Here is a 13379-nt window from a genome sequence, read left to right on the forward strand (position 1 = left end):
GAGCTATCCCGTAGAAACAGAGCATTAACCCTGTGCTGCTAATGCCGTTCGACCATGCGGGCGGCGAAAACCCATATCATGTCCACATCCGATCGGGTCGGCAGCGATCCCTCATTGCCCGTGCACAAGCTCCCCGCCGCGCTCCAGGAACTGCTCGACACGCCGCGCTCGGCCGCGCAGCAGGAGTTCATCGACACCCTGCCGATCGCGATCGCGCTGGTCTGCCTGGTCGATCGGAAACCGGCGATATTGGCGCGAAACCGCGCCTTCCTGCAGCTCGCCGACCGTCATAGCAGCCGCCGCGAGATCGATCCGGGCCGCGACCTGTGCGTCGGCATCGCCCTGCCGCTGCTCCCCGAGATCGAGGATTTCCTGAACGGCGACGAGAGCGATCGGTCGTTCGACATGCAGGAGGGCGACGGCATCAGCGGACGCCATTTCGCGGTCCGCCTGTCGCGCCTGTCGGGCGGCGAATCACCCGTGCCGCGCTGCATATTGTCGCTGATCGACCGCACCCAGCAGGTCGAGGGCGAACGCTCGCTGCGCACCCAGATGCTGCGCGACAGCCTGACCGGCCTGCCCAACCGCGCGGCCTTCGCCGAGCAGGCCGAGCATGCGATGCTCAACTATGCGGCCGAGGGGCGCCAGTTCGCGGTGCTGCTGATCGACCTCACCCGCTTCAGCCGGGTCAATGAGGGGGTCGGCTCGCTGGCCGGCGACGAACTGATCATCACCGTGGCGCGCCGCCTGGTCTCGGCGCTGCGCGCGGGCGACGTGCTGGCGCGGCTGGCCGGCGACGAATTCGCGGTGCTGCTCGGCGTCGCCGACGATCCGTCGGAGGCGATCGCGGCTGCGCGCCGCATGCAGGCCTGCCTCGCCACGCCGATCCGGCTCGGCGATCTCGAGATCAAGATCGACTGCGCGGTCGGGGTGGCGATGATGGCGCCCGCGATCGACGATGCCGAAGACCTGATCCGCAACGCCCAGATCGCGATGAAGCGCGCCAAGCAGTCGGGTCATGCCGAACTCTACCAGGCCGGCGACAGCGTCACCGCGCGCCAGCGCTTCAGCCTGGAGACCGAGCTGCGCCGCGCGATCGAGCGCGACCAGCTCCATCTCGCCTTCCAGCCGCTGATCGAACTGTCGACCGGCCGGGTGATCGGCTTCGAGGCGCTCGCCCGCTGGGACCATCCCGAAAAGGGCGCGATCTCCCCGGTCGACTTCATCCCGGTCGCCGAGGAGTCGGGGCTGATCGTCGCGCTCGGCCGCTGGGCATTGCGCGCCGCCACCCGCACCCTCGCCGAATGGGACCGCCGGGCGGGCGCGCCGCTGCCGGTCCATATGGCGGTCAACGTCTCGGCGGTGCAGTTCCAGCGCGACGACGTCGTCTCGGCGATCAAGGCCGCGCTGACCGAAAGCGGCATCGCCGGCAGCCGGCTCAAGATCGAGCTGACCGAAAGCTGCATCGTCACCGATCCGGACGGCATCGCCCGGGTGCTGCGCGCGATCCACGGCCTCGACGTCACCATCGCGATGGACGATTTCGGCACCGGCTATTCGAGCCTCACCTATCTGCAGCGGCTGCCGATCGACGTGCTGAAGATCGACCGCAGCTTCGTCGCGCCGATGCTCCATGACCGCGACTCGGTCGCGATCGTCCGCGCCATCCTCGGCCTCGCCTCGGCGCTGGGCATGGCGACGACCGCCGAGGGCGTCGAATCGGAAGCGCTGATCGAGACGCTGATCGGGCTCGGCTGCGACATCGCCCAGGGCTATTATTTCGCCCGGCCGCTGCCGTCGGACGAGGCCTTCGCCTATCTGCGGTCGCGTCCGGCCTGAGCCATCGCCTCGGCGGCGAGCTCAGCGACGCGCGCGTCGCCGGGAAAGCCCTCCGCGATCCAGCGCCGCTCGATCGCCTGGAGTGTCGCCGCGACCACCGGCCCGGCCTTCAGCCCCATCGCGATCAGCTCGCCGCCGCCGATCGGCAGGCGCGGCCGTTCCCAGCCGTCGAGCGTATCGAGGCCGAGCGCCTCGGCCGGCCGCTCGCCGCGCAGCAGCAGGTCCGCCGCGACCTCCGCGCCGAAGCGATAGGCGAGGGCGCGGGGCGTATCGTCGATTCCCGAGGCCGCCTGTTCGAGCCGCCGGGTCGCCGCCTTGGAGAGCTTGAGCCGCTGCGCGATCGCCGCGGCGATGACCGGGTCGGGCGGGAGCAGCGCGCCCAGCCGCCGCAGCGCATCGGGGGCCGTCCCGGCGATCGCCTCGCGCGGGATCAGCCGGTCGAGCCGGGCGACGCCGTCGCCGTCGATCTCGGGGATGATCGGGCGGAAGATGCCGCTGTCGTGCATCAGCCGGACGGTCGGCGCTGGATCGGCGACGCCGAGCAGCTTGAGCAGCTCGTCGGCGACCCGCTCGCGCGACAGCGCCATCAGATCGTTGGCGCGGGCGATGCAGGCGTCGAGCGCGGCGGCATCGGGCGTGCCCCGGCCGAAGCGGGCGTGGAAGCGGAACAGCCGCAGGATGCGCAGATGGTCCTCCGCGATCCGGCGCAGCGGATCGCCGATGAAGCGGACCAGCCCGGCGTCGAGATCGGTGCGGCCGCCGAAATAGTCGTGCAGCGCGCCGGTCGCGGGATCGGCCGACAGCGCGTTGATCGTGAAGTCGCGGCGGGCGGCGTCCTCGCGCCATTCGTCGGTGAAGGCGACGACGGCGCGGCGGCCGTCGGTGGCGACATCGCGGCGCAGCGTCGTCACCTCGACCGGCCCCGACGGCAGCAGCGCTGTGACGGTGCCATGGGCGATGCCGGTCGGGATCGCCTTGAAGCCGGCGGCGGCGATCCGGCGGCTGCTCTCCTCGGGCAGCAGCCGGGTGGCGCAGTCGATGTCCTTGACCGGCAGGCCGAGCAGCGTGTCGCGCACCGCGCCGCCGACGAAGCGGACGTCGCCTTCCGCCGCGCCGAGCGCGTCGAGCAGCCGGTCGAGCCCGGGAAGGTGCCGCCAGGCGGCATCGGGCAGCAGCGTCATGCCGCTCTCTCCAGCGCGCCGCGCAGCCGGGGGGCGAGCTCGACGATCAGCCCGGCGGTCACGCCCCAGATGCGCTGGTCGGGCCAGTCGATCTCATAATATTGCCGCGGGCGGCCCTCGAAGATCACCGAGCGGCGCAGATGGTTGGCCTCCGCCAGCAGCACGTCGAGCGGCACCTCGAACAGGCCCGAGACCTCGGCCTCCTGCGGGTGGAGCTCGATCCCCTCGGGGATGACGCCGACGACCGGGGTGATCAGATAGCCCGACCGGGTCGCATAGGGACGCGACGTGCCGACCACGTCGACCCGCTCGCTCGGCAGGCGGACCTCTTCCCACGCCTCGCGCAGCGCCGCGTCGACCGGGCCGCCGTCCTCGGGATCGAGCCGGCCGCCGGGGAAGGCGACCTGCCCGGCATGCGCGCGCAGCGCCTCGTGGCGCACGGTCAGCAGCACGCGGGGGCGGGGGGCCTCGATGATCGGCACCAGCACGGCGGCGCGGGTCAGCGTCGCGATGTCGCCGACCAGGCCGATCTCGTCGACCAGGGGGGCGTCGTCGCGCGCGTCGGCGAAGCTGCCGCGCAGCCGGTCGGCCAGCGCGGTCATTGCGCGTCGAGCGCGAAGAAGCTGCCTTCGCTCCACAGCCCCGGCCGGTCGCCGTCCTCGCCGCCCTCGTCGAGCGCGAGGTTGACCATTTCATAATAGACCGGCCGCGCGATCAGCGCGTCGAGGCCCTTGCGCACCGTGACATAGGGATGCGGGCCGTCGTCGCGCTCGACGATCCGCAGCGGATGCGCCGCGTCGGCGACGACCAGGTCGCCGGTGTTGAGCCGGAAGGCGATGCGGCGCTCCCGGCCTTCGCCCTCGACCTTCATCTCGACCGCGACGAACGGGGCGTCGTCGACGGCGATCGACAGCTTCTCGACCGGGGTGACGAGGACATAGCCGCCGTCGGGCTCGCGCCGCAGGATCGTCGAGAACAGCCGCACCATCGCGGCGCGGCCGATCGGCGATCCTTCATGGAACCAGGTGCCGTCGCTGGCGATCCGCATGAAGCTGTCGCCGCAATGCGCCGGATTCCATTTCTCGACGGGCGGCAGGCGGTTGTCGGCCGCGAAGGCGGCGATGTCGCTCAGCGACAGTCCGGCGAAATCGGGAGGCGGCGTGGTTTCGGGCATGACGGCGATGTGCCGTCAATCGTCGCCGGGGACAAGGGCCGCGACGCGGGGGCCGAGCCGGCCGTGGCCCGGAACCACCTGGCCGGGGCGCAATCGCGCCAGCAGCCGGTCGCGCTCGACCGGGCCCGGAACCGCCCAGCCGCGCGTATGCCGCGACGAGAAGCCGAAGAAGCGTTCATAATAGCTGACGTCGCCGATCAGCATCATCGGCTCGCGGTCCGCCGCGTCGGCCTTGGCGAGCGCCGCGTCCATCAACATGCGGCCGACCCCGGCGCGCTGCCGGCCGGGGGCCACCGCGACCGGGCCGACCAGGATCAGCGGCGTGCTATCCCCATCGTCCCCGGTGAGCTGGATCGGCCAGCACTGGATCGATCCGATCAGCTCGCCATCCTCCAGCGCCGCGAGGCTCAGGTCCGGCAGCGCTTCCACCCCTTCGCGCAGCCGGTAGGCGGTTCGCTGGTGCCGGTCGGTGCCGAAGGCGAGATCGAGCAGATGTTCGACGTGCGAAGCGGCGACGGCGGCGATGGGGGTGAGCGTGATCAATTCTGTGTCGGGTCCTGTCCTTGCCGGGTGGGGAGGTCCTTGCCGGAATGGATGCGCGCCTTTAGCGTCTTGAAGATGAATGTGAAGCAAATTCCGATGGCGGTTCGATGAAGCTCTACGACGCCGCGTGGGCCCCCAGTCCCCGGCGGGTCCGCATCTTCCTCGCGGAGAAGGGCATCGCCGTCGAGCGGGTGACGGTCGACCTCAAGACGGGCGAGCATTTGCGCCCCGATTTCGTCCGCACCAATCCGCAGCGGCAATTGCCGGTGCTGGTGCTCGACGACGGCACGGCGATCGACGACTCGCTGGGGATATGCCGCTATTTCGAGGCGCTCTACCCCGATCCGCCGCTGTTCGGCGCGACCGCGAAGGAGATCGGCCTGGTCGAATCCTGGCTTCGCCGGGTGGAGCATGACTGGTTCCAGGCGGTGGCGCTGCATTTCCGCAACCGGGTGCCGACCTTCGCCGATCGTGCGGTCAGCGGCGAATGGCCGCCGATTCCGCAGATTCCGGCGCTGGTCGAGCGGGGGCAGTGCATGTGGAACGCCTTTGCCGATGTCCTCGACCGGCATCTGGCGGACCAGCGCTATGTCGCGGGCGACGCCTTCACCATGGCCGACATCGCCGCCTTCGTAGCGGCCGACTTCGGCATCGCGACGCGCCTGCCCGACCCGCGCGAGGGCCGAGCGGCGCTGGCGCGCTGGCATGCGGCGATCGCCGCTCGCCCGTCCGCATCCGCCTGAGATTTCCCCAGCCGCTGGGGACAGGCTGTGGATAAGATGGGGATAAGGCCGTTGGGGGCCCGTATCGGCCGGATGCTCGCCCGGCTTGCCTGATTTTCGGGCATTGCCTATCGCAGGTGGCGATGACACCCGAATTCGGACCGAGCAGAACCGCCATCGTCACCGGCGGCGCCAAGCGCATCGGCGCGGAGATCGCGGCCGCCCTGGCCGCCGACGGCTGGGACGTGCTGATCCATTATCGCCGGTCGCAGGCGGAGGCGCAGGCGCTGGCGGCGGGGCTGCCCCGCGCGCGGACCGTCGCGGCCGACCTCGCCGATCCCGACGGCCCGGCTCGCGTGATCGCCGCGCTCGACGGCATGCCGCCGCCGGCGCTGCTGGTGAACAGCGCCTCGTCCTTCGTCTATGATTCGCTCGACGATTTCACGATCGACGCGTGGGACATGCACATGGCCGCTAATGCGCGCGGGCCGGCGCTGCTCGCCCGCGCCTTCGCCGCGGCGGTGCCGGACGGGGCGGGGGGGCTGATCGTCAACATGCTCGACGCCAAGCTGTCGCAGCTCAACCCCGACTTCTTCACCTACACCATCTCGAAGATCGCCTTCGCCGGGGTCAACGAGCTGCTCGCGCGCTGCCTCGCCGGCCGGGGCATCCGGGTCAACGCGATCGCGCCGTCGGTCACGCTGGTCTCGGGCCCGCAGAGCCGCGAGAATTTCGACAAGGTGCACGGCCTCAACCCGCTGGGGCGCGGCGTCGAGGTGAGCGAGATCGTCGCCGCGCTGCGCTTCCTGATCGCGGTGCCGACCATCACCGGGCAGACGATCACCCTCGACGGCGGGCAGCGCTTCCTCGGCCTGCCGCGCGACGTTCAGTTCTTGGAATCCTGATGACAGTTCATGGAGCTTTGATGGACCCCGCCCGGCTCGACGGCCTCGTCCCCGATCATCTCGGCCCGCGCACCCGGCGGATCGTGCTGCGCGACCTCGCGGTGCCGGTCGACATCGGCTTCCACGATTTCGAGGTCGGCAATCCCCAGCGCGTGTCCGTGACGGTCGAGGTCTGGCTCGACGAGGCGAGCTTCGCCGCGGTCGACGAGGTCGCCGCCGCCTGGGACTATGATTTCCTGCGCAGCGAGATCCTGCTGCTGGTCGAGGGGCGGCGCTACAACCTGCAGGAGACCCTCGCGCGCGAGATCTATACGCTGGTCGCCGCGCGCGCCGGGGTGAAGGGCCTGCGCGTCGCGACCAGCAAGCCCGACGTCTATCCCGACTGCGCCGAGGTCGGGGTGGAGCTCAGCTCCTTCTGACCGGTCCGGGCAGGGGCCGCGAGTCGGCTCCTGCCTCCCGGCTCAGCGCTCGATCGTCCGGCCGCAGCGGCCGAGCTGGGTCAGCACATGGCGATAGTCGGCGCGAACCGCCTCGGCGTCGCTGGCCGACAACGCCGCCGTCGCCTTCTCGGGCAGCCGCGCCGGCAGGAAACAGGCGAGTCGATACCAGAGCATCGTGTCCCTGGCGGGTGCCCGCGCGCTGTCGTCGACCATCTCGCCGAGCGCCACCGCCCATTGCGGCTGCTCGCCCGGACGGCGGAGAATCGACAGCGAGATCGGCCGGTTGTCGGCGGTGGTCAGGAAGATCTGGGATTCGCTTTCGCCGGGGATCGCGCCGGGGACGTGGAAGGCGTTGCCGATTCCCGTGACGAGCGGCGGCGCCGACGCCGCGGTGGCCTCGGTGAGAATCGCCCGGAGGGTCGATTCGGTCGTTTGCGTCCAGTCGAGCTGAGAATAAGGCGAAGTGAGGCGAATCTCCTGGGGGCGGTTCGGCACCCGGTTCGCGAACAGGATGAACCGCGCTTTCTTGAGCTTCGGCGCCTTGCCTCGCGCATCGAGCGATACGTCGACGATATAGGAGACGGTGCCGGCCAATCCATCGGCGCCGCGCAGCAGCATTCCGGTCTGCGCCTCGATCAGAAAACGGGCCTTTCCTGCCGCCAAATTGGGCGCAAGCTCACCCTTTAGGCGCTCCGCCTTGATCACGGTGACCCCCGCGATGAGCTGCGCGGTGAGGGCCAGGTCGGCCAGGTCGGCGTAGGAAAAGGCCCGGATTCCCGAAGTCTGCGTCGCGGCGGGTGGCTGGGGCTGGGCGATCGCCGGCGCCGCGGCGCTCATTGCGACAAGGTTGAAAGCAAGTAATGTGCCAAAACGAAGCATCTGACGGTTTTTGGCCGGTGCGGGCATGGGCTTCATCCTTGTCTACGCTACTTTCATCGGTTCCTTAGCGTCGAACCGTTGCCGGTGTCATGCCGGAAAGCCTCCACCAAACTGGCTTTTCGGTTATTGCGTCGATCGAACTGTCGCGATAAGGACACACTTCCGCTAAATATTAGAACATGTCTGGCGGGGTAGGGCCGGGCGCCGATGGCTGAAGCCGTGGGTGCATGCCGGACTTTTTTGCTGGCTTCTGGATTGGAGGGAGTGTCGTTCCTTAATGGCTTATGGTGATCAAACGCTGAGCACCCGCAAGGTGGTGTCGATTGCGTTGGTGATCGTGCTTCACGCCGTCATCGGTTACGCCTTCGTCACCGGCCTTGCGTACAACGTCGTGAAGAAGGTCGCGCGCGATCTGAAGACGTTCGACGTTGCTGAAGAGGCTCCTCCGCCCCCGGATCAGCCGCCGCCGCCGCCGCCCGAGACGCGGATCGAGCCGCCGCCCGTCGTGGCGCCTCCGCCGATCGTCCAGGTTGCGCCGACCATGGCTCCTCCGATCGTCTCGGTGCCCGTCGCGCCGCCGGTGGTCATTACGCCCGCCGCGCCGCCCGCGCCCCCTCCGCCCGCGGTTTCGCGCCGTGGCGAGCCGCGCGGTACTCCGGGTGAGTGGGTCACGCCCGAGGATTATCCCTCGGCCGACCTTCGCGCCGAGAACCAGGGCACGACCAGCTTCGAACTGGCCGTCGGCCCTGACGGCAAGGCGACCGACTGCAAGGTGACCAATTCGAGCGGCTTCCCGTCGCTCGATACCAAGGCTTGCCAGATGCTTCTCCGCCGGGCCCGTTTCAAGGCCCAGCTGGATGGCAATGGCCAGCCGATGCCGTTCACCTATCGCAATCGCGTCCGTTGGCAGATCCCGAAGGATTGAGCTTTGGCCGGGTCGGCACCCCTTGCCCGCCCGGCTTTTCACTGACCGAAGAACAAAGACAGTTTCAGAGAAGGATAAGAAGTTTATGGCTAGTCCCGCAGCCGCCGGTTCCAACCCTTATGGCCTGATGGCCGCCCTCGAGCAGGGCGGCACGATCGCCTGGACGGTGTTCATCATCCTCGTCGTGATGTCGGCCGCTTCCTGGTACATCATGTTCACCAAGCTGATCGAGCAGCAGAAGATCCTCAACCAGGGCAAGCGCGCCCGCGCCAGCTTCTGGCAGGCCCCGAGCCTGAAGGACGGCCAGGCCAAGCTCGAGAAGAACTCGGCCTATCGCCAGATCGTCGACGACGGCCTGCTCGCCCAGGACCAGCACACCAAGCTGACCGACCCGGTCGACCAGCATGAGTGGCTGACCGGCTCGCTGATGCGCAGCCAGGCGCTGATCAACTCGAAGCTCGGCAACGGTCTCGCGGTGCTCGCCACCGTCGGTTCGACCTCGCCGTTCATCGGTCTGTTCGGCACCGTCATCGGCATCTACCGCGCGCTGATCAAGATCGGCGCCGCCGGTCAGGCCTCGATCGACGCCGTCGCCGGCCCGGTCGGTGAAGCGCTCATCATGACCGCCCTGGGTCTGGCCGTGGCCGTTCCCGCGGTGCTCGGCTACAACTGGCTGATCCGTCGCAACAAGGTCGTCGCCGAGCAGATCTCGGCCTTCGCGACCGACCTGCACGGCTACATGGTCTCGGCCGGCGCGGTGAAGCCCGCGACCCAGGTCAAGGCCGCTCCGGCTCCGGCCGTCAAGAAGTAAGCGGCTGACGAACAGGGGCGGGTGCGTCCGTGCACCCGCCCCTTTCGCCAGAAACAGAAAGGCCAGGAACCGGCCCAGCGCCGGTCATCCGTAGAGCCGACAAGTAGATAGGATTTCTGCCGATGGCCATGAGTGCCGGCCCCGCCGAAGACGGTAGCCCTATGTCGGACATCAACACGACGCCGCTCGTGGACGTCATGCTGGTGCTTCTGATCATCTTCCTCATCACCGTGCCGGTCGTGATCCAGACCGTTCCGGTCAAGCTTCCGAACGTGGTCTTCGAACCGACGACGACCAAGCCGGAGAACGTCGCGCTCACCGTGCGGGCTTCGTCCTCGGGCGTCTGTGAAGTCTATTGGGGCCAGACCCCGGTGACCGCGCAGGAGCTGATCGATCGTGCCGTGGTCAAGCTGCGCAAGGAAATCGACCGCCAGGGTGGCCCCAACGCCCCCGGCCTCGAGCTTCCGGAAGTCCACATCCGTGGCGACGTCAACACCCCGTATCGTTGCATCGGCGGTGCCGTCTATACGATGCAGCGTGCAGGCTTCACCCGCGTCGGCTTCATTTCGGAACCGCCGGCTGGCTACGCCAGCGCGCGTCTCTGATTTCGCTTTCGAGGAGTTAAAGTCATGGCAATGGCCGCAAGCACGACCGAAGGCGAGCCCATGATGGACATCAACACCACGCCGTTGATCGACGTGATGCTGGTGCTCCTGATCATGTTCATCATCACCATTCCGATCCAGACCCACGCGGTGAAGCTCGACCTGCCGGTCGACACGGGCCAGAACACCCCGCCGCCGGTCGACCCGGTGAAGAACAAGGTGGTGATCACGCCCGACAACCAGGTCCTGTGGAATGGGTCGCCGATCGATCTGGTGCGTCTGCGCCAGTATCTTGACATCACCCAGACGATGAACCCGATCCCCGAGCTCCACCTGGAGCCGGATGGCCAGGCCCGCTACGATCTCGTCGACCGCGTCCTCGCGGTGACGAAGCGCGCCCAGGTCGAGAAGATGGGCTTCGTCGGCAACGAGAAGTACGCCGGCGCCTTCTGAGGCGACGGGACCACTCGATACGAAAAGGGCGGCCCTCGGGCCGCCCTTTTTTTGTTTGGAAACCTATCTCCCGTCATCCCGGCGAAAGCCGGGATCTCCCTGCCTTTCCATGCTTGTCGGACGGGGGACGAAGAGAAGTGAGATTCCCGCTTTCGCGGGAATGACGGGGAGAGGGGGCCCTCGATCGACTCAATCGAGCCCGGCGAACTCGCGCAGCGGCACTTCGGGCCGTGCGCCGAAGTGGGAGATGATCTCGGCCGCGGCCAGCCCGGCGATGCGCGCGCATTCGGCGAGCGGCAGGCCCTGGGTCAGGCCGTAGAGGAAGCCGGCGGCATAGAGGTCGCCCGCGCCGGTGGTGTCGACCACCCGCTCGATATGCGCGGCCGGGCTGCGCACCCGCTCGCCGCCGCGCACCACCACCGATCCCTCGGCGCTCAGCGTCACCGCCGCCAGCTCGACCATGCCGGCGATCCGGTCGAGCGCCGCGTCGCGGTCCTCGGTCTCGAACAGCGCGAGCAGCTCGGCCTCGTTGGCGAACAAGATGTCGATCCGGTCGCGGATCAGGTCGAGGAAGTCGGCGCGGTGGCGCAGCACGCAGAAGGCGTCGGACAGGGTCAGCGCGACCTTGCGGCCGGCGCCGTGCGCGATGTCGGCGGCGCGGTGGAACGCCGCCTTGGCATGCGGCTCGTCGTAGAGATAGCCTTCGAGATAGGTGACCTTCGCCGACCCGACGAGCGCCTCGTCGATGTCGTCGGGAGTCAGGTTCACGCAGGCGCCGAGATAGGTGTTCATCGTCCGCTCGGCGTCCGAGGTGACGAAGATGATGCAGCGCGCGGTCGACGGGCCGTCGCTCGCCATCGGCGTGGTGAAGCGCACGCCCGAGGCGAGCAGGTCGTGGCGATAGGCGGCGCCGAGCTCGTCATCGCGCAGCTTGCCGATATAGCCGCACGAGGCGCCCAGCGACCCGAGCCCGGCGATGGTGTTGCCGGCCGATCCGCCCGAGGCGCGGGTGGCCGATCCCATCGCGGCGTAGAGCCGCTCGGCGGTCGGCTCGTCGATCAGCGTCATCGCGCCCTTGTTCAGCTTGTGCTCGATCAGGAACGAGTCTTCGGCGTGGGCGAGCAGGTCGATGATCGCATTGCCGATCCCGACGACGTCGATGGTCGCTTCGGTCATTGATGGTCCTTGCGCTGGGCGGTCCGCCCGTGAAATGGAAGGGCAACCCATGCCTCGCGCATCGGGCGCGGGCAAGCCCCGTGCCGTCGCGAACCGGAGCCGGAACGACCATCATGCTCGACGAACTCGACGATCTTCTCGGCAAGGCCCGCCTCTGGCTCGCCCAGGGCCATGGCGTCGCATTGGCGACGGTGATGCAGACCTGGGGCTCGGCGCCGCGCCGGCGCGGGTCGCATGCCGTCATCCGCGACGACGGGCTGTTCGAGGGATCGGTCAGCGGCGGCTGCGTCGAGGGCGACGTGCTGGTCGCGGCGCAGGCGCTGCTCGCGGCCGGGGGCGGCTTCGACCGGCGCGACTATGGCGTCGCGGACGACGACGCCTGGAGCTTCGGCCTCGCCTGCGGCGGCAGCATCGCCATCCTGATCCAGACGATCGACGAGGCGCATGTCCCGCCCGCGCTGCTCGATCGCATTGCCGCCGAGCGCCGGGCGGGCCGCCCCATCGCCGTCGCCAGCGACCTCGCGACCGGCGCCGCCGCCGAAGCCGCGCGCGACGCCGGGGAGGAGGAGGGGCGCTTCGTGAACCTCTATCCGCCGCCGCTCAGGATGATGATCGTCGGCGCGGTCCATGTCAGCCAGCATCTCGTCCCGCTCGCCCGCCAGCTCGGCTACCGCGTCCAGCTCGTCGATCCGCGCGACAGCTTCGCGGCGGCCGATCGCTTCGCCGGTATCGCGGTCGACACCCGCTGGCCCGACGAGGCGATGGCCGAATGGCGCCCCGACGGCGGCACGGCGGTCGTCACGCTGACCCATGATCCCAAGATCGACGACCCCGCGCTGGTCGCGGCGCTCGGCAGCGACGCCTTTTACATCGCCGCGCTGGGGTCGCGCCGCACCCATGTCAAGCGCATCGAGCGGCTGAGCGCGGCGGGCTGCACGGCCGAGGCGATCGCCAGGATCGACGGCCCCGCCGGCCTGCCGATCGCGGCGGCCACCCCGGCGGAGATCGCGCTGTCGATCCTCGCCGGCGCGACGGCGGCGCTGCGCGGGGCGTGAGCGTCGGCGCGATCCTGCTGGCGGCGGGCAGCGCGCGCCGGATGGGCGCCGACAAGCTGACGGCCGACCTGGGCGGGCGGCCGCTCGCCCTCCATGCGTTCGAGGCGCTCCTCGCCGCCGGCTTCGATCGGCCGATCGTCGCCGTCGCGCCCGGCAGTGCGGTCGCCGCGCTGTTCGCCGATCGCGCCCGCCTCGTCCTGGTCGAGGATCATGCGCTCGGCATGGGCCATTCGCTCGCGGCGGCGGTGGCGGCGGTGCCGGGGGACTGGACGGCGGCGGTCATCGGCCTCGCCGACATGCCCTTCGTCCGACCGGCGACGCTCCGCGCCCTCGCTGCCGCATCCGTGCCCGATGCGATCGTCCGGCCGGTCTTCGATGGGACGCCGGGCAATCCGGTGGCGTGGGGCCGCGACCATTTCCCGGCGCTGGCCGCGCTGAGCGGCGACAAGGGCGGGCGCGACATCCTCGCCCGCTCTCCGCCGACGCCGCTCGCCTGCGACGATCCGGGGGTGGTGATCGACGTCGACACGCCCGAGGCGCTCGCGGCGGCGCGGGCGAGATTTTTATAGCGGACGCTAGACTCGATCCGGTTCAGGTTGAACCGGATCGAGTCCGCTTTCCTTTGTTTGTCGTGATTTCCGAGCCGGCAGATGAGTCCATCTGCCTCGAAA

Annotated in this window: 16 protein-coding genes; 10 read left to right on the forward strand and 6 right to left on the reverse strand. The window is 69.3% G+C overall.

What is annotated here, in order from left to right:
* The first annotated feature begins 78 nt into the window (after nt 1-78).
* Entirely contained in the window at nt 79-1839 is a 1761-nt protein-coding gene (locus HRJ34_RS02385; protein WP_161628935.1) for a putative bifunctional diguanylate cyclase/phosphodiesterase, read from the forward strand.
* Here HRJ34_RS02385 and HRJ34_RS02390 read toward each other — a convergent pair.
* Genes HRJ34_RS02390 through HRJ34_RS02405 form a run of 4 tightly spaced genes read right to left on the reverse strand, consistent with a single transcriptional unit; the run spans nt 1815 to nt 4737 of the window.
* Entirely contained in the window at nt 1815-3020 is a 1206-nt protein-coding gene (locus HRJ34_RS02390; protein ID WP_208633232.1) for a CCA tRNA nucleotidyltransferase, read from the reverse strand. The genes HRJ34_RS02385 and HRJ34_RS02390 overlap by 25 nt on opposite strands.
* Nucleotides 3017-3622, reverse strand: coding sequence for a CoA pyrophosphatase (locus HRJ34_RS02395; RefSeq protein WP_011950962.1), 606 nt, complete (start codon nt 3620-3622; stop codon nt 3017-3019). The genes HRJ34_RS02390 and HRJ34_RS02395 overlap by 4 nt, the downstream gene beginning before the upstream one ends.
* The gene (locus tag HRJ34_RS02400; protein WP_208633233.1) at nt 3619-4194 is read right to left on the reverse strand and encodes a DUF1285 domain-containing protein; all 576 of its coding nucleotides are present in this window, start codon (nt 4192-4194) and stop codon (nt 3619-3621) included. Before HRJ34_RS02400 ends, HRJ34_RS02395 begins: the two co-directional genes overlap by 4 nt.
* Nucleotides 4195-4209: 15 nt before the next feature.
* Nucleotides 4210-4737: a GNAT family N-acetyltransferase gene (locus HRJ34_RS02405; RefSeq protein ID WP_011950964.1), complete on the reverse strand. Its 528-nt coding sequence runs from the start codon at nt 4735-4737 to the stop codon at nt 4210-4212.
* A gap of 107 nt (nt 4738-4844) precedes the next feature.
* Here HRJ34_RS02405 and HRJ34_RS02410 point away from each other — a divergent pair, with 107 nt between their 5' ends.
* From HRJ34_RS02410 to HRJ34_RS02420, 3 genes are all read left to right on the forward strand, one after another.
* Nucleotides 4845-5480 carry a glutathione S-transferase family protein gene (locus HRJ34_RS02410; protein WP_208633234.1) on the forward strand — a complete coding sequence of 212 codons (636 nt, stop codon included), beginning with the start codon at nt 4845-4847 and terminating at the stop codon, nt 5478-5480.
* A gap of 122 nt (nt 5481-5602) precedes the next feature.
* Entirely contained in the window at nt 5603-6364 is a 762-nt protein-coding gene (locus HRJ34_RS02415) for an SDR family oxidoreductase (RefSeq protein WP_208633235.1), read from the forward strand.
* A 20-nt stretch (nt 6365-6384) separates the two neighbouring features.
* On the forward strand, nt 6385-6783 hold the full coding sequence (locus tag HRJ34_RS02420; RefSeq protein WP_011950967.1) for a dihydroneopterin aldolase: 399 nt from the start codon (nt 6385-6387) through the stop codon (nt 6781-6783).
* A 42-nt stretch (nt 6784-6825) separates the two neighbouring features.
* Here HRJ34_RS02420 and HRJ34_RS02425 read toward each other — a convergent pair whose 3' ends face one another.
* Nucleotides 6826-7710 (reverse strand): hypothetical protein, encoded by an 885-nt coding sequence (locus HRJ34_RS02425; RefSeq protein ID WP_208633236.1) that lies wholly within the window; start codon nt 7708-7710, stop codon nt 6826-6828.
* A gap of 250 nt (nt 7711-7960) precedes the next feature.
* On the opposite strand from HRJ34_RS02425, the gene HRJ34_RS02430 reads away from it, so the two are divergent.
* The 4 genes from HRJ34_RS02430 (at nt 7961) to HRJ34_RS02445 (ending at nt 10477) form a co-directional block, all read left to right on the forward strand.
* Nucleotides 7961-8608: an energy transducer TonB gene (locus HRJ34_RS02430; RefSeq protein ID WP_011950969.1), complete on the forward strand. Its 648-nt coding sequence runs from the start codon at nt 7961-7963 to the stop codon at nt 8606-8608.
* A gap of 85 nt (nt 8609-8693) precedes the next feature.
* A complete protein-coding gene (locus tag HRJ34_RS02435; protein ID WP_011950970.1) occupies nt 8694-9419 on the forward strand; it encodes a MotA/TolQ/ExbB proton channel family protein in 726 nt (241 codons plus the stop codon).
* A gap of 122 nt (nt 9420-9541) precedes the next feature.
* A complete protein-coding gene (locus tag HRJ34_RS02440) occupies nt 9542-10024 on the forward strand; it encodes an ExbD/TolR family protein (protein ID WP_011950971.1) in 483 nt (160 codons plus the stop codon).
* 24 nt (nt 10025-10048) lie between these two features.
* Nucleotides 10049-10477 (forward strand): ExbD/TolR family protein, encoded by a 429-nt coding sequence (locus HRJ34_RS02445; RefSeq protein WP_011950972.1) that lies wholly within the window; start codon nt 10049-10051, stop codon nt 10475-10477.
* 189 nt (nt 10478-10666) lie between these two features.
* Here the strand turns inward: HRJ34_RS02445 and HRJ34_RS02450 are convergent, their stop codons facing one another.
* Complete coding sequence (locus HRJ34_RS02450; RefSeq protein ID WP_208633237.1) at nt 10667-11653, reverse strand: adenosine kinase; 987 nt, start codon at nt 11651-11653, stop codon at nt 10667-10669.
* Nucleotides 11654-11766: 113 nt separating this feature from the next.
* Here HRJ34_RS02450 and HRJ34_RS02455 point away from each other — a divergent pair, with 113 nt between their 5' ends.
* Both HRJ34_RS02455 and HRJ34_RS02460 read left to right on the forward strand, forming a co-directional pair.
* A complete protein-coding gene (locus HRJ34_RS02455) occupies nt 11767-12708 on the forward strand; it encodes an XdhC family protein (RefSeq protein ID WP_208633238.1) in 942 nt (313 codons plus the stop codon).
* A complete protein-coding gene (locus HRJ34_RS02460; RefSeq protein ID WP_226949012.1) occupies nt 12705-13277 on the forward strand; it encodes a nucleotidyltransferase family protein in 573 nt (190 codons plus the stop codon). The genes HRJ34_RS02455 and HRJ34_RS02460 overlap by 4 nt, the downstream gene beginning before the upstream one ends.
* Nucleotides 13278-13379 lie beyond the last annotated feature (102 nt).

The sequence above is a fragment of the Rhizorhabdus wittichii genome, assembly GCF_017607425.1.
Lineage (GTDB): Bacteria > Pseudomonadota > Alphaproteobacteria > Sphingomonadales > Sphingomonadaceae > Rhizorhabdus > Rhizorhabdus wittichii.